The sequence below is a fragment of the Paenibacillus xylanilyticus genome, assembly GCF_009664365.1.
In the GTDB taxonomy this organism is placed as follows: domain Bacteria; phylum Bacillota; class Bacilli; order Paenibacillales; family Paenibacillaceae; genus Paenibacillus; species Paenibacillus xylanilyticus_A.
In genome coordinates this window covers 4,238,186-4,261,063 of record NZ_CP044310.1, presented here as the reverse complement: position 1 = coordinate 4,261,063, position 22,878 = coordinate 4,238,186, and the positions used below count along the sequence as shown (strand labels likewise).

General features: G+C 47.1%; 20 protein-coding genes and 1 other annotated feature. Of the genes, 18 read left to right on the top strand and 2 right to left on the bottom strand.

The genetic code is table 11. The features are described 5' to 3' along the window. Positions 1–8: 8 nt before the first annotated feature. The 11 genes from F4V51_RS18825 to F4V51_RS29395 all read left to right on the top strand — a co-directional run bounded on the left by F4V51_RS18825 (position 9) and on the right by F4V51_RS29395 (position 15,299). Positions 9–1,196: a D-alanyl-D-alanine carboxypeptidase family protein gene (locus F4V51_RS18825; RefSeq protein ID WP_153979213.1), complete on the top strand. Its 1,188-nt coding sequence runs from the start codon at positions 9–11 to the stop codon at positions 1,194–1,196. A 96-nt stretch (positions 1,197–1,292) separates the two neighbouring features. After that, the gene (locus tag F4V51_RS18820; protein ID WP_397331555.1) at positions 1,293–1,898 is read left to right on the top strand and encodes a nucleoside recognition domain-containing protein; all 606 of its coding nucleotides are present in this window, start codon (positions 1,293–1,295) and stop codon (positions 1,896–1,898) included. 7 nt (positions 1,899–1,905) lie between these two features. Continuing rightward, a complete protein-coding gene (locus F4V51_RS18815; RefSeq protein ID WP_095290528.1) occupies positions 1,906–2,439 on the top strand; it encodes a spore maturation protein in 534 nt (177 codons plus the stop codon). Between the two features lie 66 nt (positions 2,440–2,505). Then, positions 2,506–3,324 (top strand): S1 family peptidase, encoded by an 819-nt coding sequence (locus tag F4V51_RS18810; RefSeq protein ID WP_153979211.1) that lies wholly within the window; start codon positions 2,506–2,508, stop codon positions 3,322–3,324. A 229-nt stretch (positions 3,325–3,553) separates the two neighbouring features. Continuing rightward, complete coding sequence (locus F4V51_RS18805; RefSeq protein WP_095290531.1) at positions 3,554–4,303, top strand: pseudouridine synthase; 750 nt, start codon at positions 3,554–3,556, stop codon at positions 4,301–4,303. Positions 4,304–4,435: 132 nt separating this feature from the next. Beyond that, positions 4,436–4,963 (top strand): redoxin domain-containing protein, encoded by a 528-nt coding sequence (locus F4V51_RS18800; RefSeq protein WP_095290532.1) that lies wholly within the window; start codon positions 4,436–4,438, stop codon positions 4,961–4,963. A 14-nt stretch (positions 4,964–4,977) separates the two neighbouring features. Further along, positions 4,978–6,651, top strand: a complete 1,674-nt coding sequence (resB, locus tag F4V51_RS18795; protein ID WP_153979210.1) for a cytochrome c biogenesis protein ResB — start codon at positions 4,978–4,980, stop codon at positions 6,649–6,651. Continuing rightward, positions 6,648–7,910 carry a cytochrome c biogenesis protein CcsA gene (gene ccsA / locus F4V51_RS18790; protein WP_153979209.1) on the top strand — a complete coding sequence of 421 codons (1,263 nt, stop codon included), beginning with the start codon at positions 6,648–6,650 and terminating at the stop codon, positions 7,908–7,910. Before resB ends, ccsA begins: the two co-directional genes overlap by 4 nt. Before the next feature lie 142 nt (positions 7,911–8,052). Next, complete coding sequence (locus F4V51_RS18785; RefSeq protein WP_017687664.1) at positions 8,053–8,769, top strand: response regulator transcription factor; 717 nt, start codon at positions 8,053–8,055, stop codon at positions 8,767–8,769. A 55-nt stretch (positions 8,770–8,824) separates the two neighbouring features. Beyond that, entirely contained in the window at positions 8,825–10,222 is a 1,398-nt protein-coding gene (locus tag F4V51_RS18780) for an ATP-binding protein (protein ID WP_201281159.1), read from the top strand. A gap of 199 nt (positions 10,223–10,421) precedes the next feature. Next, on the top strand, positions 10,422–15,299 hold the full coding sequence (locus tag F4V51_RS29395; protein ID WP_153979208.1) for a BclA C-terminal domain-containing protein: 4,878 nt from the start codon (positions 10,422–10,424) through the stop codon (positions 15,297–15,299). Between the two features lie 65 nt (positions 15,300–15,364). On the opposite strand, the gene serA is transcribed toward F4V51_RS29395, so the two are convergent. Beyond that, complete coding sequence (gene serA / locus F4V51_RS18770; protein ID WP_153979207.1) at positions 15,365–16,960, bottom strand: phosphoglycerate dehydrogenase; 1,596 nt, start codon at positions 16,958–16,960, stop codon at positions 15,365–15,367. Positions 16,961–17,157: 197 nt separating this feature from the next. Beyond that, positions 17,158–17,389: a binding site (T-box leader), on the bottom strand. Between the two features lie 336 nt (positions 17,390–17,725). Between serA and F4V51_RS18765 the strand changes: the two genes are divergently transcribed. Genes F4V51_RS18765 through F4V51_RS18755 form a run of 3 tightly spaced genes read left to right on the top strand, consistent with a single transcriptional unit; the run spans position 17,726 to position 19,565 of the window. Further along, positions 17,726–18,319 (top strand): type II CAAX endopeptidase family protein, encoded by a 594-nt coding sequence (locus F4V51_RS18765; RefSeq protein ID WP_153979206.1) that lies wholly within the window; start codon positions 17,726–17,728, stop codon positions 18,317–18,319. Continuing rightward, entirely contained in the window at positions 18,316–18,765 is a 450-nt protein-coding gene (locus F4V51_RS18760) for a hypothetical protein (RefSeq protein WP_153979205.1), read from the top strand. Before F4V51_RS18765 ends, F4V51_RS18760 begins: the two co-directional genes overlap by 4 nt. A gap of 47 nt (positions 18,766–18,812) precedes the next feature. Next, the gene (locus tag F4V51_RS18755; protein WP_236146821.1) at positions 18,813–19,565 is read left to right on the top strand and encodes a metallophosphoesterase; all 753 of its coding nucleotides are present in this window, start codon (positions 18,813–18,815) and stop codon (positions 19,563–19,565) included. A 43-nt stretch (positions 19,566–19,608) separates the two neighbouring features. On the opposite strand, the gene F4V51_RS18750 is transcribed toward F4V51_RS18755, so the two are convergent. Next, positions 19,609–20,496, bottom strand: coding sequence for a polysaccharide deacetylase family protein (locus F4V51_RS18750; protein ID WP_153979203.1), 888 nt, complete (start codon positions 20,494–20,496; stop codon positions 19,609–19,611). Positions 20,497–20,589: 93 nt separating this feature from the next. On the opposite strand from F4V51_RS18750, the gene F4V51_RS18745 reads away from it, so the two are divergent. The 4 genes from F4V51_RS18745 to F4V51_RS28865 all read left to right on the top strand — a co-directional run bounded on the left by F4V51_RS18745 (position 20,590) and on the right by F4V51_RS28865 (position 22,770). Continuing rightward, positions 20,590–20,943, top strand: coding sequence for a hypothetical protein (locus tag F4V51_RS18745; RefSeq protein ID WP_095292919.1), 354 nt, complete (start codon positions 20,590–20,592; stop codon positions 20,941–20,943). Positions 20,944–21,129: 186 nt separating this feature from the next. After that, positions 21,130–21,744: a genetic competence negative regulator gene (locus tag F4V51_RS18740; RefSeq protein ID WP_153979202.1), complete on the top strand. Its 615-nt coding sequence runs from the start codon at positions 21,130–21,132 to the stop codon at positions 21,742–21,744. Between the two features lie 41 nt (positions 21,745–21,785). Beyond that, positions 21,786–22,481 carry a glutamic-type intramembrane protease PrsW gene (gene prsW, locus F4V51_RS18735; protein ID WP_095361943.1) on the top strand — a complete coding sequence of 232 codons (696 nt, stop codon included), beginning with the start codon at positions 21,786–21,788 and terminating at the stop codon, positions 22,479–22,481. Between the two features lie 118 nt (positions 22,482–22,599). After that, complete coding sequence (locus F4V51_RS28865) at positions 22,600–22,770, top strand: hypothetical protein (protein WP_164764345.1); 171 nt, start codon at positions 22,600–22,602, stop codon at positions 22,768–22,770. The last annotated feature ends 108 nt before the right edge of the window (positions 22,771–22,878 follow it).

The window sequence follows — 22,878 nt, the reverse complement described above, 5'->3', positions numbered from 1 at the left end:
ATGAATTGATGCGAATGTTTAAGAAAGTAATGATTGGTTTGCTTGTACCGCTGCTGCTGCTGCCTTTCATACAGGTGGCTGGAGCTCAAGGAACGATCCCTAGCCCATCAACCCATGCGCAGAGTGCAGCGCTTATTGACGTGACTTCTGGAAGAATCCTGTACAGCAAGGACGGAGATAAGGAACTGCGTATTGCCAGTCTGACCAAAATCATGACAGCCATTGTTGCCATTGAACAAGGGAAACTTGATGACAAAGTAAAAGTATCCTCAACCGCTTTTGCCAAGGAAGGGTCATCCCTTTATCTCAAATTGGGAGAAGAAATGACACTGGAAAACATGTTATACGGTTTAATGCTGAGGTCTGGCAATGATGCCGCTTCTGCTATTGCAGAGCATGTTGGTGGATCAGAAGAAGGCTTCGTCCTGTTAATGAACCAAAAGGCAGAGGAAATTGGACTTAAGCATTCGCATTTTATGAATCCACACGGTCTTGATGCAGATGGACATTATTCCACAGCCAATGACTTGGCCCGTTTAACGGCTTATGCACTGCACAATCCTGTTTTCAAACGAATCGTTGCTACTGAGGACAAATCAGCGCCTAATCCGAATGAGAGTTGGGAGTACTCTTGGCACAACAAAAATAAAATGCTGCGATTGTATGAAGGCGCTGACGGGGTGAAAACCGGATATACCAAAAAGGCGTTTAGGTGCCTGGTTAGCTCCGCAACCCGGAATGGTCAGCAGCTGGCTGCCGTCACGTTAAATGATGTAGATGATTGGAATGATCATGCACGCATGCTTGATTTTGGATTTGAGAATTTCCCTTTGGTGGAGATTGCTCAAAAAGAGCAGCCAGTGGCTAACACGGATGTTATTACGGGACGTGGATTTACTTATCCGCTTGCAGAGAGCGAGAAGTCGGGCGTAACCAAAAAGCTGGTGCTAACGACCAATTCATCAGAGACCAGAAGCGAAAAGAATGAGGAGCAGCTGGATCCGTCCTTCGGCCTCGCTGGGCGCATTGATCTGGAGCTCAAAGGGGAGTTCATTGGTTCAATCCCGGTGTATCGCAAAGGCAGCTATATCCCACCTGAGCCGAAGTCAGAAGAAGCAGCACTTGGCGAGATTGGTGAAGTTTCAACATGGGCAACGGCATGGCGGGCGGTGCTAGGTCACTTGTTATCTCCATAATCATCAGGAAGCATGAGTATGTCATTCATGTGGTACAACACGATGTACTGTGCTTCCAGAGGAGGTTTTAACGTCTTGATTAACGTAATCTGGCTTATGATGATTGTTGTCGGGTTTGGCTTTGCAGCCGCGAAAGGAAATATTGAAGTTGTTACCCAGGCTGCTTTTGATGGGGCGGCAACGGGTGTAACCGTATGTTTTGGATTAATTAGTGTGCTTGTCTTCTGGATGGGGATGATGAAAATGGCAGAAGATGCAGGATTGCTTGGCAAAATAGCCAAACTGCTGGGTCCGGTTGTTGCCTTTTTGTTTCCTGATGTGCCCCGGAATCATCCGGCTATGGGTTATATTTTGTCCAACATGAGCGCTAATCTGCTTGGTCTCGGCAATGCGGCAACGCCAATGGGAATCAAGGCCATGCAGCAGCTGCAGGAGCTGAATCCCGATAAACAAACGGCTTCCCCTGCAATGTGTACATTGCTCGCACTAAATACGGCAAGTATAACCATTATCCCGACCACTCTTATCGCCATTCGTTTGAACTATCATTCAGCCAATGCAACAGAGATTGTAGGCACCACGTTGATGGCAACGATTATCGCCACACTCGCCGCCATTATGGCAGATCGCTGGTATAGGAACAGGACCTTAAACAGACCGCCACGTGTTATAAAGAGCCGTAATTCCAGCATGAAAGGATGAATCCATCATGTTAACCTTCATCAACTGGATTTCCGTCTGGGCCATTCCGGTTATTATCGCGTTCGTTCCCTTATATGCGTTTACTAAAAAAGTTCCGGTATATGAATCCTTTGTTGATGGAGCAAAAGATGGATTTTCCACAGCGATCAGCATTATCCCGCATCTGGTGGGAATGATGGTAGCCATCAGTGTTTTCCGGGCTTCAGGCGCACTGGATTATGTTATCAGTCTGTTCGCTCCGCTTGTATCCTGGATGGGCGTTCCCGGAGAAGTACTGCCACTCGGCATATTACGTCCATTAACCGGGACAGGCTCTCTTGCTTTTACAACGGATCTAATTAAAACATATGGCCCGGATTCCATGATCGGACGTATGGCTTCCACAATCCAAGGGAGCACAGATACAACCTTATATGTACTGACCGTATATTTTGGAGCCGTTGGCATACGAAATGGCCGATATGCTCTCAAAGTTGGGTTGTTTTCTGACTTGGTCGGTTTTATCGCCGCACTGGCTATTTGTTTGATTGTTTTTGGTTAAAATTTATCGACTCTCCTTCCGATATAATAGATATGCTAGAATGGTAGCGGAGGAGGAGAGTGACACATGCATAAAAGGATAAAACAAATGCTCCGCTTAGGTATGTCAAGCATCATTGCTGTTTCTTTGCTTGCTGGACAGACAGGCATGGCGGCTGCTCAGGCGGTCAATACGATTCATTTTACAGGTTACTTTGACAAACAACTGCGTGCACAAATGGCCGTTACTGCAGATTCATTCCCTGTGGTGAACGTCCGTCTGGTCAAACAGGATGAGCCGGATATGGTTTACTATGACGTGGGGACTTCCATACTGATCTCCAAGGATGAAGTTCTGACCAACTACCATGTCGTTCAGGAGTTTGCCGAACTGAAGGATGGCGACGAAGGTACGTTAACCGTAGCGAGTCCAGGTCACTTGGAACGCCCCATCAAAGCAAAGATTATCAAAACAGACCCCGTCACAGATATGGCCTTGCTGAAGCTGGACAAGGACATGGATGCAGAACCGGTTACGTTTGCAAGCGCGAGGGATAACCAGATTGTATATACGATTGGATTTCCGAAAAATCCTGCAGGTGATCTAGTGCTGCTGGACGAAGAGTTTCCTTCAACCTATAATACGATTGCCAAAAGCAGGGTATACAGCAGCCAAGCTTCGGATGTGCCGGGCAAAAAGGGAATTGGCAGTATTGTGAAAGCCATGGCACAAGGCAATTCCGGGGGGCCAGTTCTCGATCAGAATAATCGGGTCATTGGTATGATGACGTTTGTATATGGCGGGAAAACCTATTATATTACGTCGAAAACATTGCAGTCTTTCATCAAAGAAGCCACATCACCTGCCAAGAAACAGATTGCTGTCGCAGGCAAGGTAACCAGTTAACCCTTGTCGTTAACGTCAAGTGAATATACATATTCACAAAAACTAAACATGCTCATCTTCAACGTTCCTGTCACGGTGCAGGAATTGGGAAGATGGGCTTTTTTAATTAAATATGCACGAGATCTTGGCTGAAAAAGGGCATTATCGCCTCCTGTTTACATTTTCCTTGGATTATCCTTGTGATTTCCCGCCTTGATGGGTATCATTAGTGTGAGGTGACATGACAAACATGGAAAGATTACAAAAAATTATCGCACAGGCAGGTATTGCATCGCGCCGCAAGAGCGAGGAACTGATCCTGTCCGGCAAAGTGGAAGTTAACGGGGAGGTCGTAACCGAACTGGGTACAAAAGCGAACCCCGAAGAGGATATGATTACGGTTAATGGAAAACCGATTCGCAGTGAAAAGAAAGTGTACTTGATGTTGAACAAGCCCAAAGGTGTGATCACGAGTGCATCTGACCCGGAAGGACGGAAAATTGTATCCGACTATCTTAAAGGTGTCAAAGAACGTGTATATCCGGTGGGACGACTGGATTACGACACAGAGGGTCTGCTCATTTTGACCAATGATGGTGAGTTCGCTCACTTGCTGACGCACCCTAAACACCATGTACCCAAAACGTACCTGGCAACGGTTAAAGGCGTTCCGCATGGTACTGCCCTGGAGAAATTAAAGACAGGCATTATGCTGGATGACGGGATGACGGCTCCGGCAGAGGTGGAGTACAAGGATGTGGACACAGCTAACAATGAAGCTGTCATTTCCATTACCATCTACGAAGGTCGTAACCGCCAGGTAAGACGTATGTTCGAGGCGATTAACCATCCGGTAACGCGCTTGAAACGGATCTCCTTTGGTGGCATTTTGCTGCAAAACCTGAAACGGGGACTGACGCGTAATTTGACCAAAGAGGAAGTCAATAACCTGATTACCCTCGCAAAATCGGAACCCGCCAAAAAAATGAAAAAAAGGTAATCTGAGGACACATAATTTTCATAAAACCGCCGCAGTTTTGTGACGAAATTCGCTATAATTGTTCATAGGATGTTCACAGTTGGGAGAGACAATGAACAATTACGAATCAGTCACTGCAAAGGGGAGCAGCACATGGGGAAATCAAGAAGAACGGTGCAAATCGTCATTTTGTTATTGATCCTGGTGTTGGGCGGATATGCGATCACCACATCGGTATCCGGCTCGAATGGCAAGCCGAAAGAAGGGGACAAGGCTCCTTCTTTTGAATTGCTGGGCCTGGATGGTCAAGTGCATACGTCTGAAGAATATGAAGGTAAGGCCATGGTGATCAATTTTTGGGGCACTTGGTGTGAGCCCTGTGTGAAAGAGATGCCAGCGCTTCAAGCTCAAGCAGACAAGTGGAAAGATCAGGGTGTTCAATTTATCGGCATTAATGCTGGAGAAGATCAGATGACCGTGGATAATTTTGTTCGTCAGGTGGGCGTCAATTTTCCGATTATGCTCGACCGGGACAAAACTTCGATTCGGGATTTCGGAATCTCGCCGATGCCTACAACCTTTTTCGTATCAAATACAGGCAAAATCTCTACCATTCATATCGGTCAACTTGATTTGGATACGCTTGACGCTCAAATTTCACAACTGGCGAAGCAGCCCTGACAGGAGGTCTAGTCGTGTTCCAGAATACCAAATGTGAATGTGGACATCAGAACCCGGTCGGTACCGTACTCTGTGAAGCATGCGGTAAACCGCTGCTCGAAGCTGAGGCTAAATCGAAAGAAGTTCTGGAAATGCGCTATGATGGCAGGGCCCGTCGTTCGCAGCGCAGCAACCCGAATATCATTGATCGTGTGTGGAACTTTTTTTCATCCGTGAAGATTGCAGTCTATCTGATTGTATTTACCCTTGTAGGGTCCATGTTGGGAACCATCTACCCTCAAGAGAGTACGTTTCTCAACATTGATCCATCTGTGTATTACAAAGAAACCTATGGACAGTTGGGCCATATCTATTACCTGCTGGGTCTGTCCCATACATACGAATCCTGGTGGTTCATCCTATTGCTTGTTATGATCGGGGCTTCACTCGTCATATGCAGTTTAGATCGGGTGCTTCCGCTCTATAAGGCACTCAACAAGCAAAAAATCCGTAAACACATGCAGTTTCTAACGAGGCAGCGTCTGGTATACCAAGGTCCCATTGAAGAGGGGGCAGAAGAATGGATTACGAAAGCGGTTACGCCGCTTAAAAAGAAAGGATATCGAGTGCATACAGAGGGAGGTGCGCTGCTGGCCGAGAAGCAACGATTCGCCCGGTGGGGACCCTATGTCATTCACATCGGTTTAATTATTTTTCTTCTGGCTGTGTTGGCCCGTGGCCTTCCCGGACTGAATCTGGACGAGCATGTTGCCTTTCCGGAAGGCGAGATCAAGAAAATCCCTAATACCTCTATGTACTTGAAAAATGAACAGTTCAATGTTGAATTTTACAGTGAAGAGGAAGTTCCAGAGCAGTTTCGCAATTTGAATAAAATTGTTCCAAAACTGTTCGAAACCAAAGTTGTGCTCTATGAATGCACCGCTGATTGCTCGGATCTATCCAAGAAGCCTCAATTAAATGAGGTTGCCCGGCATGATGTAAGGGTGAATCATCCATTAAACTATCATGGATTGAAAGCGTATCAGTTCGATTACGACCTTACGCCTACGATTCGCTCGGTAACTCCTGATTTGGTCGATGCCAAAACGGGGGAGAAGTACGGTTCATTCCAGATTGACATGATCGATACAGAGCGATCCTTCGAGGTAGGTCCATACTCACTTACCGTAAAAGACAAGTTTATGGATTTTGGACTTGATGAAAACGGTCAGCCCAAATCCTTATCGCCTTCACCTAATGCACCAGCCTTTTTATTTGTAATCAAAGGACCGAAGCTGCCTGAGGAAGGCATTCAATATCTTTATTTCGCAAAACAGGTGGATAAACAGCGTTTTAGGCAGGATTCAATAAACCAGCAGCTGATAGGGGGAGAAATTCCTCTGCAGCTTGAAGTGGACAGCATGGATAAGGTTGATATCATCCAATCCGTAAGTTATCTGAATATACGTGTAGATAAGGCAATGCCATTTGTCTGGGTTGGAGCCGGAATTGTGATGTTAGGATTGGTCATGGGCTTCTACTGGCATCACCGTCGTATCTGGATCCGAATTGATGATGGTCAGCTCACGCTGGGAGGACACACCAACAAAAACTGGTTTGGCTTCAGGCGTGAAGTATCAGCCGTGTTAAAGCAGATGAATCTTGAAGTGGATGAGAAGTCGTTGGATAACGGGGGGAACCAAGGATGAGTTTATTGGATTTCAGCAGCGACGCATTTATTGTATCTTTTTTTCTCTATTGTGCTGCATTTTTGTTATACGCTATTGCTGTTATGGGCAAGAAGTGGAGTAATCGAGATCCTCAGGCTCATGTAGCCAGATGGGGGAAAAGAGCATTTATCGCTTCGATCGTTGCACTCGCGGCGCACTTCGTTTTCTTTTTTACGCGCTGGGCTGGAGCAGGCCACATCCCTGTCAGTAACATGTATGAATTCATGACTTTTTTATCCATGATGATCATGGTCGCATTTATTGTGGTATATGCCATCTATCGAAAATCATTGCTTGGACTGTTTGCATTACCACTTACCATTATTATTATGGCATATGCCGCCGTATTCCCACAGGAAGTACAGCCTTTAATCCCCGCATTGCAATCGATTTGGCTTAAAATTCATGTAACGCTTGCTGCCCTGGGTGAAGCCTTCTTCGCGGTTGGATTCGCAGCAGGCTTCATGTATTTGCTCCGTACCGTTGATTTCAGCGGGAAAGACAAATCGTCCAGACGTCAGCGGGGCTGGGTGGAGTTTACCTTCGTTACGATTGTCGTTGTAATCGGGTTTATTGGAACCATATTTGCCTTTCGTGCGACGGGGTACGAGGCGGTTTTTGTCCAGAAAACGGCCAGCATTGACACAGAGGTACAGGAAGATAGTACAATAGAGAAAGTGATTTATCGCATGCCTCCAATTTTTGCACCTTATCAGAGTGAAGTGGAGAGTATGACACCGTTTCTTGGGATGAAGGAACCTCTACTTGAGACGCCATCCTGGATGAACGGAGTTAACGCCGGACGCAAATTGAATACGGTAGTCTGGTCATTGATTGTAGGTTTGATTCTCTACGGAATTATACGATTAATCGTAAGAAGACCGCTTGGACAGGCACTACAACCTATGCTGGACGGCATTGATGCTGATGATTTGGATGAAATCAGTTATCGTGCGATCGCCATCGGTTTTCCGATATTTACTTTAGGGGCATTAATTTTTGCCATGATTTGGGCTCAGATTGCCTGGAGCCGTTTCTGGGGCTGGGATCCCAAAGAAGTGTGGGCATTGATTACATGGCTTTATTATAGTGTGTACCTGCATTTGCGTTTATCCAAAGGGTGGCAGGGCCGAAAATCTGCCTGGCTTGCCGTGCTCGGATTCCTGGTTGTCATGTTTACGCTGGTAGGTGTGAACTTGATCATTGCTGGACTGCACTCTTATGCAGGAGCCGACTAGGATAGGCAGTTAAGCTAAAGTATTGGTGAAAAATCCATGAAACCATGCATTGCCCCTGCATTAAAAGTGGGCATTCAAATATTGTTCGCCAGATCGAACATAATAGAAGTGATTGGAGTTATTGCAAAGGGGCTGGAGTGGAATGGCAGAACATGAGAACCGGATACTGGTCGTGGACGATGAGGAACGGATCCGCAGACTTTTGAAAATGTATCTTGAAAAAGAAGGATATGAAATTGATGAAGCGGAAGACGGCGAGACAGCATTACGAAAAGCAACAGCTGGAGATTATGGCCTGATTTTGCTCGATGTGATGCTGCCTGGCATGGACGGTGTCGAAGTGTGCACTCGTCTTCGTCAGGTGAAATCGACTCCGGTATTGATGCTTACTGCAAAAGGTGAAGAGATTAATCGTGTTCAAGGATTTGAAGTAGGCGCAGATGACTATGTGGTGAAGCCTTTCAGCCCTCGTGAAGTGATTTATCGGGTAAAGGCAATCCTCCGTCGTTCTTCAGCAACTGCATATCTGTCCAAAGAAAGTAATTCAAGCAACAATATCGTATTCCCTCATCTGGTTATTGAGCATGACGCTCATCGGGTAACCGCTGGTGGGGAAGAGATAAGTCTTACACCAAAAGAATATGAGTTATTACATTACCTGGCGACCTCTCCGGACAAAGTGTTCTCCAGAGAGGAATTGCTCAAGGATGTTTGGAATTACGAGTTTTTCGGTGATCTCCGCACCGTGGATACACACGTCAAGCGTCTTCGTGAAAAGCTGAACAAGGTGTCGCCTGAATCGGCGGCTATGATTACGACAGTTTGGGGTGTGGGTTATAAACTGGAAGTACCGAAATAGTTTCAATTTCTGGAGATCACTGGTCGGGAAATTATGGATTACGATTATATGTCTCGTGGGCTGTGTGCTCATCGCGCTGGGTCTTTTTTTGCTGCCGTATATCGATACAAACTTTGCGGAGTCGGAGTCCAGAGACATCAAACGCCTGTTCACGTATGTCTGTATCATCGGGTTCAGTTTGACGACATTCTTCGCCCTCTTTCTGTTCACGAAGATCACGCAGCCGATGCAGCAGCTGATTCAGGCAGCCAATGCAATTCGCAAAGGAAATTACGGGACTAGGCTCTCTCTCGTGACTAGCGACGAGATTGGTGAACTGGCTAACACATTTAATCACATGGCTGCTCAACTGGAGGACAACATTCGGAACCTGAACCATGAGAAGGAGCATTTGGCAAGTGTGCTTCGTAGCATGACGGATGCCGTTGTTACTTTTGATGGTGAAGGTAAGGTTATTCTGACGAATCCTCCAGGGGAGAAGATCATGCAGGCTTGGTGTGACCTGGATTGGGCACAGGACGAAGAGGGGCAGGAAGTAAACAATGGGGATGTGTATTCCCGGGATGTTCCTGAACCGCTGATTCCTTTGTTCAAACTGGTTATGGAGCATGGCGGGGATCAGAGCTCGAATGTGCATGTTCAGCAGGGCGTGTGGTCTGTTCAGATGACACCTCTATATGCAGATAGTGTTGTTCGAGGTGCGGTTGCCGTTCTGCGTGATGTGACAGAAGAGGTTCGTTTGGAGAAAATGCGTCGTGATTTCGTCGCCAACGTGTCTCATGAAATACGAACGCCGTTATCCATGATGCAAGGTTACAGTGAAGCTCTCCTGGATGGCATGGCAGCTTCCCCCGAGGAAAGCGAAGAATTGATTCAGGTCATTCATGATGAGTCACTGCGTATGGGTAGACTTGTCAAGGATCTGCTTGATCTGGCCCGGATGGAAGCGGGGCATACCGATATGGTGATGAAGGAAGTCGATTTGGTTGAACTTCTGGAACGGGTGTACCGGAAATTCTCCGTACGCTCCAAAGAACAGGATATCCGGCTTCATTTTGAATGTAGTCAGTCTAGCATTATGCTTCAGCAGGCTGATGAGGATCGTCTCGAACAGGTATTTACCAATCTGCTTGATAATGCATTTCGTCATACACCACCCGACAAAAATGTCATTATTGCGGCCACATTGGCTGGAGATCATCGAACGTCTATGGCTAAAGTGTCGATTAAGGATGAGGGTGCGGGTATTCCTACCTCGGATCTGCCATTTATCTTTGAAAGATTCTACAAAGCGGATAAGGCTAGGGTTCGTGGAGAAAGTGTGGGTACTGGACTGGGTCTGGCGATCGTTAAAAATATCGTTGATGCACATCATGGTATCATTCATGTGAACAGTACGCTTGGCGAAGGTACAGAGTTTATATTACAATTTCCGGTGAATTCCCCGAAATAGCCGGATTTCATACGAAAATTGTGGAAACACCCTCCTGAGGAGGGTGTTTTTTTGTTGAAGTGTACCGTTTAATCTTGTTCAACGTGGAACATATAAAAGTTGATAAATTAACGAAACAATTATATTGTCCAAGATAATTTTCCCTCCAACGTGACATAAGCTTGAAAAACAAGGTAGTCAAAGGAGGATTGGATAACGCATGTCCGATAGGCGTAAACGGGTAAATATCAAAGCTTTTTTGGAAGGTAGATCGTTCAGGGCGGGATCGCCCTTCATTCCCATAACAACAAGTGAGCAGGAGCAATTTGAAACGTTACTTCAATCTTTGGCAATCACAATTCCCGCTGCAGTTAGTCAGCCTACAGCTGCTAATATCCTTGCGCTGCAGTCAGGATTAAGGAATGTACTTACTTTTGTTAACGAGTCAGGTTTTCGTGCTGGCGTAAAAGCCGAGCTCCAAGCGGTATTGGAATTAACCATTGCAGCTTCGGAGGTCGTACCTGTTGCGTTAATCAATTTGTCTGGCAACTTGCAGAATCTGCTTGATGATCTGTTGAGTGTGACTTTGTTGCTTGAGGTGCCCCCGCCAGAGAAAGATAAGCTTGTAGGATTGATTCGGAATACGTCTATAGCACTTAGCCGTGCAACCATAGGAATTAGTTCGTCCGGGATAACCGGACCTGCTGGTCCACCAGGGGTGCCCGGAGTACCCGGAGTACCCGGTGTGCCTGGAGTACAGGGGCCGGCAGGGCCTCCTGGAGAGGCGGGCTTAGCGGGTCCAGCAGGCCCGGTAGGTCCAGCAGGTCCCGTAGGTCCGATTGGTCCCGCTGGACCACAAGGTGTGCAGGGTCCAGCAGGACCAACTGGAGTAGGGTTTAATAATGTAACGACGTATGATCCAGCACAAGGGCCAAGTTATTCTCAAGGCCAAGTCGTCAGTTATGATGGGAATTTATATGCAGCTAATGTAAATAGTCCAACGGGTATCCCGGGAAGTTCGCCAGATTTTACATTATTGTTATCGGGTGGAACAACTGGTGCTACGGGAGCAACAGGTGCAGGTTTAACAGGCATTGTTCCTTTTGATCCAGCGCTTGCTCCGTCGTATGCTTCCGGGCAAATTGTAACCTATGCAGGTGGAACATATATTACGAATGTGGCATCTCCAACGGGAACACCAGGAACTTCAGGGGATTACACATTACTTGCGAGTGCAGGAATAACTGGCACGACTGGAGCAACAGGCGTAGGCCTCGAAGGATCGGTGCCATTTGATCCCGCTGCAGCTCCGACATATCCATCGGGTCAGGTGGTTACGTTCAACGGTAGCACTTATATTACCAATGTGGCATCTCCGACAGGAACGCCAAATACATCTCCAGATTATACATTGCTTGCGGGGTCAGGGCCTACTGGTTTAACAGGACCTACGGGAGCAACAGGAACAGGTTTAACTGGAATTTTGCCATTTGATCCGACCGTTGCGCCGACATATCCAGCCGGTCAGATCGTTACTTTCAACGGAAGTACGTATATTGCTACTGTTGCATACCCAACGGGAACACCAGGGACATCTCCGGACTACACGTTGTTAGCAGGAGCAGGGGCCACTGGTGTAACTGGAGCAACCGGCGTAAGCATAACAGGAAGTACTGGAAATCCCGGAGCTACAGGTGCAACAGGATCGACAGGAGTAGGACTAAGCGGCATTTTGCCATTTGATCCAGCCGTTGCACCGACATATCCAGCAGGGCAAGTGGTCACGTTCAACGGAAGTACGTATATCGCTACTGTTGCATCCCCAACGGGAACACCAGGGACATCTCCGGACTACACGTTGTTGGCGGGAGTAGGGGCCACTGGTGTAACTGGAGCAACCGGCGTAAGCATAACAGGAAGCACAGGAAATCCCGGAGCTACAGGTGCAACAGGATCGACAGGAGTAGGACTAAGCGGCATTTTGCCATTTGATCCAGCCGTTGCACCGACATATCCAGCAGGGCAAGTGGTCACGTTCAACGGAAGTACGTATATTGCTACTGTTGCATCCCCAACGGGAACACCGGGAAGCTCTCCGGATTACACATTACTGGCGGGAGCAGGGGCTACTGGCGTTACTGGTTTGACTGGGGTCACCGGTGTTACCGGAGACACAGGTATAACTGGGGCAACAGGGATTACGGGTATCACGGGTGCGACAGGTGTTGGCTTGAGCGGCGTGGTACCATTTGACCCAGCTTTGGCTCCAACGTACCCAGCGGGCCAGGTAGTTACGTTCAATGGCAGTACGTATATTGCGAATGTGGCATCCCCAACCGGAACACCAGGCACATCTGCAGACTACACGTTGTTAGCCGGTGCAGGAGCAACTGGAGTGACGGGTGTTACAGGTGAAACTGGAGCAACAGGTATCACGGGAATAACAGGCGCAACGGGTATCGGTTTGAACGGCGTGGTAGCATTCGATCCAGCTGTGGCTCCAACGTACCCAGCGGGCCAGGTAGTTACGTTTAACGGCAGCACGTATATTGCCAATGTGACAGCCCCAACCGGAACACCAGGCACATCTGCAGACTACACGTTGTTGGCTGGTATAGGAGCTACCGGGGTGACCGGAGTTACAGGGGCTACCGGACTTACAGGCATCACAGGTACTACAGGTGAGACAGGGGCGACAGGAATTACAGGTATCACGGGTGCGACAGGTATCGGTTTGAGCGGCGTGGTAGCATTTGATCCAGCTGTGGCTCCAACGTATCCAGCAGGTCAAGTGGTAACGTTTAACGGTGGTACGTATATTACCAATGTTTCTGGACCAACTGGGACACCGGGGACATCCCCAGACTATACGTTGTTGGCAGGCGCAGGAGCAACTGGAGTGACAGGTGTTACAGGTGAGACAGGAATTACAGGTATCACTGGTGCGACAGGTATCGGTTTGAGCGGCGTGGTAGCATTTGATCCAGCTGTGGCTCCAACGTACCCAGCGGGCCAGGTAGTCACGTTTAACGGCAGCACGTATATTGCCAATGTTGCAGCCCCAACCGGAACACCGGGGACATCTGCAGACTACACGTTGTTAGCCGGTGCAGGAGCTACCGGGGTTACTGGAATAACTGGAGTGACTGGAGTTACGGGAGGTACAGGTGAGACTGGAGCAACAGGCCTCACGGGGATAACGGGTGCAACAGGAGTAGGTTTGAGTGGGGTGGTACCTTTCGATCCAGCTGTGGCACCAACATACCCAGCGGGTCAAGTGGTTACGTTCAACGGAAGCACGTATATTGCCAATGTTTCTGGACCGACCGGGACACCAGGCACATCTCCAGACTACACGTTGTTGGCTAGTGCAGGAGTTACCGGGGTTACTGGAGTGACTGGCGTTACGGGAGGTACTGGTGAAACTGGAGTAACCGGAGCAACAGGAATCACGGGGATAACCGGGGCGACCGGAGTTACAGGCATCACAGGTTTTACGGGTGAAACTGGTTCGACAGGAGCAACAGGTATCACGGGTGCGACGGGTATCGGTTTGAGTGGAGTGGTACCTTTCGATCCAGCTGTGGCTCCAACGTATCCGGCAGGTCAAGTGGTTACATTCAACGGCAGTACGTATATTGCCAATGTTTCTGGACCGACCGGGACACCAGGAACCTCCCCAGATTACACATTACTGGCAGGTTTAGGAGCAACGGGTGTTACCGGAGCAACAGGAGTCTCAGGTGCAACTGGTGAAACCGGAGCCACAGGGCTCACTGGAGCGACTGGAGTTACAGGGGAAACCGGACTTACAGGTGTCACAGGTATTACAGGTGAAACTGGAGCGACAGGAGCAACAGGTATCACGGGTGCGACAGGTATCGGTTTGAGCGGAGTGGTACCATTTGATCCAGCCGTGGCTCCAACATATCCAGCAGGTCAGGTAGTTACGTTTAACGGCAGTACGTATATTGCGAATGTTGCAGGACCGACCGGGACACCAGGAACCTCCGCGGATTACACATTACTAGCAGGTGCAGGGGCAACGGGGGTTACCGGATCAACTGGAGTAACGGGTGGTACAGGTGAAACTGGAGTAACCGGAATAACCGGCGCGACTGGCGTTACAGGGGCTACTGGACTTACAGGCATCACAGGTTTAACAGGTGAAACTGGTGCGACTGGTGTAACAGGAGCTACTGGCTTAGGTATAACCGGAAGTACCGGAGCGGCAGGGATAACTGGTGCAACAGGAGAAACCGGTATAACAGGAGCTACTGGAGTAGGCATAACGGGAAGTACCGGGGCAACAGGGGCTACTGGTGCAGGTGCCACTGGAAGTACCGGAGCGACAGGTATAACTGGTGCAACAGGAGAAACCGGTATAACAGGAGCTACTGGAATAGGTATTACGGGAAGTACTGGGGCAACAGGGGCTACTGGTGTAGGTGTAACCGGAAGTACCGGAGCGACAGGGATACCTGGAGCAACAGGAGAAACCGGTATAACAGGAGCTACTGGAATAGGCATTACGGGAAGTACTGGGGCAACAGGGGCTACCGGTGTAGGTGTAACTGGAAGTACCGGAGCGACAGGAACAACTGGAGTAACGGGTGCAACGGGACTTACAGGTGCAACTGGAGAGACAGGTGCGACAGGTATCGGTACCACTGGGGCAACAGGTGCCACAGGAACTTCAGTTACAGCAGCATCTTCTTATGCAGAGAATACAAATGGTACAATACTTGTTATCTTGGGCGGGACGGCTGTACCTCTGCCTAATAATCAAAACATTGGTACCGGAATTACCGTAAATGGAACTAATGATACGTTTACTCTCGCTTCGGCAGGACGTTATTATATTAGTTACAAAATCAATCTTACTGCAGCGCTCGCTGTCCAATCTCGGATACTGCTGAACGGTGCTGTGGTTCCACCAAGTGTAATCTCGCCCGTACTTTCACTTAGTCAGTTAGGAACAGACTTTATTATTACCGTCACAGCTGGATCGACCATTCAACTGCAATTGTTTGGTTTGGTTGCAACAGCAGTATTATCACCTCCAGGTGCCACACTTAACATTATTCGATTAAGCTAAGTACAACAAAAGAGACGAACCCTTCTGGGTTCGTCTCTTTTGACTATCTATGCACGATGTGGCATCTATTCAAGAACAATTTCAACAGCTGTATTAAGCTCAGGCAGACCTGTAAGCTGGACAAGGACATCTTTTGGAACTGCTTTATCCACGGTCAGAATCATGATGGCAGCACCGCCGATAATTTTCCGTCCCACTTGCATGGATGCGATGTTGACATCATTTTGACCAAGCAGTGTACCTACCCGTCCGATGATACCTGGCTTATCGTTATGGGAGATCAAAATTTGGTGACTTTCTGGAGCGATATCAACCGGGAATTTGTCCAGGCGTACGATCCGTTCTCCGTAACCTGCAAGGAGCGTTCCGGCTACACGGCGTTCCTCCGCTTCCTGTGTCGTTACCAACGTAACTGTAATGAGGTTAGTAAACCCTTTAGTTGCAGATGTTTGGCTTACAACTACATTCAGATCACGAGTTTTGGCCAGATGCATGGAGTTAACGATATTTGCTTCTCCGCCCAGATGTCTGGCGAGAATACCCTTAACAATGTAACGCGTGAGTGGCGACGTATCCACTTCTGAAAGGTCCCCTGCATAGTCAATTCGAATCTCTTGCACGGCATTTTGTGTAATTTGGGCTGCAAAGCTACCCAGGGTTTCACCCAGCTTAAAATACGGCTGGAGTTTATTCATCACGGTTGGTGCAACGGCTGGCATGTTCACAGCATTTTTGAACGGTTCATTCCGCAAAATATGAAGTACCTGCTCCGATACATCAATCGCAACATTTTCTTGTGCTTCCACGGTGGAAGCTCCAAGGTGTGGCGTAACGATGATACTTGGGTGGTTCAGGAATGGATGATCCTGTGCTGGTGGCTCGCTTTCAAATACGTCAAATGCAGCACCTGCAACAATACCTTCATCAATTGCTTCCACAAGGGCCATTTCATCAATGACTCCGCCACGAGCACAGTTGATAATGCGCATACCTTTTTTCATGATTTCAAATTGTGCACGGGAGATCATGTGCCGAGTTTCAGGTGTCAATGGAGTGTGTACGGTCATAAAGTCAGCATTGCGAATGATGTCATCCACGCTAGCCAGTTTAACTTGCAGTTTCTCAGCACGTTCTTGAGTCAGAAATGGGTCATAAGCCAGAATATCCATACCAAAGGCTTTGGCGCGTTTCGCTACCTCACTGCCGATTCGTCCCATTCCGAGTACACCCAGAGTTTTATTTCTGAGTTCCACACCCAGGAAGGTCTTGCGATCCCATGTACCTTGAATGGTTTTGGCGTATGCCTGTGGGATGTGACGTGCCAATGCCATCATCATGGCAAATGTATGCTCACATGTCGTGATGGTATTACCATCCGGCGCATTAATAACGATGATACCGCGTTGAGTGGCAGCCTCCAGGTCAATGTTATCCACCCCAACCCCTGCACGGCCAATGACCTTGAGATTGGTTCCAGCGGCCATAATACGATCTGTAACACGAGTTTGGCTACGAACGAGAAGGGCATCATAATTACCAATAATGGCTACAAGCTCATCTTCACTAAGACCGGTATTTTTCTCAACTACAACATCATTTGCATCCACCAGTTGCTGAATACCCAGATCACTGATTGGGTCCGATACTAACACTTTGTACATGGTTTCTTCCTCCTTAGTATGTGTATCTATATCGTCAAGGACTTACCTCTGCAATGAGGTGTTCCTTAAAACCGGGTTCATCCTTCCGCCCAACAACGCGGTGTCGCAGCAGAGGGGAGGGGTGTAATAATAGGGTGGACCCACGTATATTCCTAAAAATAAATCAAAAAACTCTCAATCCACATACTGCTTGCGCAATAAGGGACGAGAGTTGTCGTGGTACCACCCTAATTCACTGCCGCTTCGCAACGACAGTCTTCACGGTCAATAAAGACCGAAGAGGATAACGGCTCTAAACCGATTGCACCTACTCCAATTTCAATGCAATAACTCAGGAACGCTCAAGATCCATTGCCTGCCACCGATTTGCACCATCCATCGGCTCTCTGTAAGAACAAAGCAACATCTTTTTTCCATCATCGTGTTTAACGTGACTAATTTTTTCATAATGTATCATGGCTAACATGACCATGTCAATAGGCATAAATGTTTTAATGCAGATGACTGGGATTAGGTTCATTTATCAGCGGTTTAATATGAAAGATACCTAATTCATATAACTGAAATTCGTAAAAAATTCAAGATTCAAAAAATCAAATCAGACGTTACGATGACAGTGAAATTCGGGTAACAATGGTTAGGGAACCGGGACTTGAGGCAGGCCTTGAACCAATTTGGATTTTTGGCTATCATTTAGTATACTATCCGATTGGGCAGCCAAGTAGGTTATCCATCAAATATCTAGTAAGAGGACAGACGCAGGCAATGAAAAAATCAAAATTTTCCAAGTTCAAGATTCAGAGGGCTGAACCGCAGCAGCTTACCGAGCGCTTGCTTCTGATCAATCTATACTTTACACAAGGTTTAACTCTGATCATTGGAGTTGTGTGGATTTTATTGCAGAAGCGCAATTTGTTCGACGTGCTTGCTTGGCCTGAAAGTGTTCATTTTATTTGGTGGGGGCTTGGTCTTGCAGGCATTATGCTCGTCATGGATTTGGTCCTGTCTTATGTCATTCCTCAGGAGAGCATGGATGACGGAGGAATCAATGATATGCTGTTCAGGTCACGCCCCATCTGGCATATCGTATGTATAGCAGCTATTGTCGCTATTTGTGAAGAATTATTGTTTCGCGGAGCCATACAGCATGCCATTGGCCCTTACTGGACTAGCATATTGTTCGCAGTAATTCATATTCGATATCTTCGCCACTGGATTCCTACAGGTTGGGTATTTGTTTCTAGCTATGGATTGGGTTGGATTTATTTGCAATCCGGCACATTGTGGGCGCCGATATTATGTCACTTTATTATTGATTTGGTGTCCGGATTAGCGATACGTTTTCGGAGGGGATCATGAACCAGCAATTAAGCAGAATGAAGACATATGGCAGTCAGCGCCACCGCCACTCGGACAAAACAGAGAAGACCGAGCGGACTACGGCACCTCAAGTCAACTTGGTTGCTGAGCCGGCTGCTGCACTGGAGGGGGCGGGGGCTTCATTGTCCACCGTATCCGTACCAAGATCACAACGCAAGTCGTATGCATCAGCACTGGAAAGCCCAGTGCTCCCCAGCCGGGCTCCGGCACGTTCCAAATCTTCGCAAAAAGCGACCGATGAAACAGTCACGGAAGCAGGTTCACTTCCTACCCGGACTGAGCTTCATCCTTCTCGCCGATTGCGGTTAAGTAAACGGTTTGTCAATTCGCTCATCATAATTTTTGTTTTACTCACGATCAGCCTGGTCTGGTGGGGCATAAAAGGGGCTCCGCCACTAAACACATTTCTTCCTTGGCCTTGGTAACGATGGTCTGGTTCGCATCTGTGTTGATGGTGGTTTTCATATTGATCGTGCATATGTGGCGTGAAGCGCACCTTCACCGGGTCGTGGAGGATGATGTTGAAATAAACGCCTTACCCCATTCGTTCGATGGAAGCGTCATTTTGTATATATCTGACCTCCATAAGAGGAGATTGAGGGAGGAGCACATTAAACCACTATTGGGCCAGGTAGACTGGGTTCTGATAGGTGGAGATGTGGCGGAAAAGGGAATTTCATGGTCCATCGTCAGACGCAATATGCAACTGCTGACCAATATCGCACCTGCATATGCGGTTTATGGAAACCATGACAAACATGCAGGGACGGCTCAGTTGGCACGGATTTTTGAGGAAACCGGGGTTCGGCTTCTGCAGGATCAGGTTGTGTTTCTTCAAAAGAGGGATTCCAGTATTAAGCTGGCTGGAGCGGATTATCGGTCTCGTGAACTTAGCAATCACCTAACGGAGAAGGACAGAAATGATTGCTTGATTGTATTAATTCACGATCCGCTTCAGGCGAAGAGTGTTCATGATTATGCTGATCTTATCTTAAGTGGGCATACACACGGGGGACAGCTCGTGGTCCCGTTTCTTGGACCGATTTTCCTTAACCAAGCTTACCGTAATGTGTCGAACGGATGGTACACCTTGAAACGGATGAACGGTGATCCAGATGGCAAAATGCTCGTCAGCAGAGGTTATGGAACGAATCATTTGCCGCTCAGGTTATGCTGTCCAGCTGAGATGCACAAGATTACTTTAAAATCGATAAAAACAAAATAAAACAGCCTTGATCTATATGGATCAGGGCTGTTTATCTATATTTTCATCTGGCTTCGAGCTCTATCAAACGAGGGTCAACAAAAGAATAGCCCTTGTTCTCCAGCTTCGTTAACAAATCATCTAGGGCTTCTACCGTCCAAGGAAGTTCGTGCATCAATATATTGCTTCCGGGGTTTAATTGATCAAGCACATTCTGAACGACTTTATCGGGTTTATTCTGAGTGCTCTTGTCCCAGTCCAGTGAACCGTTGGACCAAGTCATGTATAACATGCCATGTTGTTTAACGGTTTCCTTCAAAGCGTCATTACCAGAACCAAAGGGAGGACGGAAGAATTCAGGCTCCACACCAATGGTTTCTTTGACGATGTGTTGAACATCCGTTACCTGCTTGGCAGCTTCTGCAGCGGACATTTTTTTGAGATCCTCGTGATCCCAAGCATGGTTACCAATAATCTGCTCACGTTCGTAGATAAGCTTTAGCAATTCCGGATGACTCTTGACACGATATCCATTAACGAAAAATATAGCTTTGGCATTATGCTTGTCAAGTGTATCAATTAATCCATTAATCATTTCTGCTTCCTTAGGGCCGTCATCGAATGTCAGAAGAACGACCTTCTTCTCTCTGTTTTCATCATTGGGTTTGATGTAATAATTTTCATTCATATGATACGTCTTTTCAATTTGTTGTTCTTTTTTTTCCTCAGTTGTTTCTTGATCTGTTTCTAGTTCTTGTGTTTGCGCTAGGCTGTCTTTAGTCGAAGGTTGGTCATCTTCCAATGCGTTTGAAGTGTTGCTTCCTTCGCTTGGTCCAGTGGAGACCGTTTCATTTTCAGAAGCGGTGTTTTCGGTAGCAGGTGTTTCTTGCTCCCCACATGCTGACAACAGGAGACATGCGGCAATAAGGATTGCGGCAGTCGTTTTAAACATAATTTCAACTCACTTTCCTGTATTTATGCGGAATGAGATGTCGTTCTTCCGCAAACACTAGTTGTGATCTTAACATAAGAGGAGGTTGGTGTAATGAAGGCGTCATCCTTTTTTTGGGGGATTGTAGTTGGTGTTGCTGCCAGTTCATATCTGTCCAAGGGCAAAATTCCCATGTTGTCTTCACTCTCATCCGGCAACATGATGGGTCAAGCCAAGCACAAGATGATGGAAATGACTTTTCCAGGCATGGATGGATTCAGCCCTAAGAATAATGAGCATGGTGAATCCCACAAAAGTGCATTGAAAAAGACAGCAAGAGCCATTACCCCGCAGGAAAAAGAAGAAAACATGAACATGCTCAAAGATTTTATTCGCACCAATCCGGATGTTAAACGTGAAGTTGAGCAAATTTTGACTCAAACGAACACAACAGTACCTGGTTTATAAACCAAAACTACTGGATAGAATCAACCACAGTCTTGTTTGATGTGGATTGATTCTTTTTTTGTCGATTTTACTTCGTGCATTTGCAGGTATAAAATGATAACATAACTACATAGATTTATTTTCAGCACATATTGTTTTGTGCTTCATAATCTGTTATAAGACTTGCTTATAAAGGGGAGATCCTGTATGAAAATAGAACGATTAAGTCACGATAAGATACGGATTTTCCTGACCTTTGACGATCTGAGCGAGCGCGGAATACAAAAAGAAGATATGTGGCAGGAAATACCTAAAGTTCATGAACTGTTCACTGAAATGATGGATCAGGCATATTCCGAACTTGGGTTCGATGCTACAGGTCCGCTTGCTGTCGAAGTATTCGCACTTCCCGCTCAAGGAATGGTGGTCATTGTTACGCGTGGGAAATATGATCCGCAACAATATGGTTCCGGTCATGAGGATGATCTGCCTGAAGAAGTATACGAGATGGAAGTTACACTGGAGCAGAGCGATTCCATTGTATATGCCTTTAAGGATTTTGAAATCTTGATTGAGGCTGCACATATGCTGCGCGAACATGTTACCAATGCGGGAAGACTCTATTCCTATAAAGATAAGTGGTTCCTGCATCTGGAACCGGACGAAGTCGATAGCACCAAACATGCTGCTCTAATCGCACTGCTTGCTGAATTTGGTGAGGGTTCTTCGGTTACGCCAGCGGTAATGGAAGAATACGGTAAAGTGATTATGCCTGAACAGGCCATTGAAGTGATCTGCACCCATTTCAAACGTCAGGATTAAATTCAATTGCAAACGCGTCTTAGTCAGAGGAGGGAATTTCGGTGCTTTTGTTTTCGGTTTTAGCGGCAGCAGTAGCTCCGGGTCTCGCCTTGTTAACATATTTTTATCTGAAAGACCGTTATGATTCCGAGCCACTTCATATGGTACTGAGAGTATTCGTCATGGGTATTTTGATGGTGTTGCCTGTGATGATCATTCAGCGAGGTATGATGCTGTGGCTCGGAGATAACCCTTACGTTGAGTCTATTCTCATTTCCGGCGGGGTTGAGGAATTCGTTAAATGGTTTGTGTTATACCACATCATTTATAATCACACGGAGTTTGATGAGCCATATGACGGTATTCTTTACGCTGTTGCTGTTTCGCTTGGTTTTGCAACGGTGGAGAATGTATTGTATGCCTTTGCGGGGAATGCCTCCGTCTCAGCCATGTTTCTCCGTGCATTACTTCCTGTGTCAGGACACGCCATGTTTGCGGTAATTATGGGATATTACATGGGGCGGGCCAAGTTTACGGATGGCAAGAAAAAACGTTGGTTCCTGATGCTATCGCTGTTGCTTCCTTTTTTCTGGCATGCACTATACGATGTCATCATGAACACAATGGTAAACTACTGGCTGTGGTTCATAGCACCGTTAATGGCGGGATTGTGGTATGGAGCCATGGGCAAAATTACACGGGCGAATAACCGCTCTCCTTTTCGATTTGTGAAACGGGAGGAAGAGGTTAAATTATAGAAATACGGACACACTGGTGGACATGGAGCGCGTACTGCGCCTGATGCCCCGGTGTGTTTTTTTTGTTTTCGACCTAAAGAATCCCCGGGGAATGAACAACAGAAACGGGGACAGCGTAATGAGGATAAAAATAAAAATCAGATGCAAACAGTGCGGAGAGCGGTTTACGCTGCGCGGCAAAAAAGAAAGAGGGCGAATTGAGACCGGATTCAAGCAGTGTCTGTGTGATAATCGGGATCAATTTGAGATTGAGGAAGATGGCGGTACGTCTTGGATTCAAATGAATTAAACAGCTCGTAAAGAGTCAAACATTGTGCCGACTGGAAAACCGATGCATAAGAGGACTTTCTTCGATCCACAATATAGATAGTGGTTCAGATGAAAGGAGACTCTACCG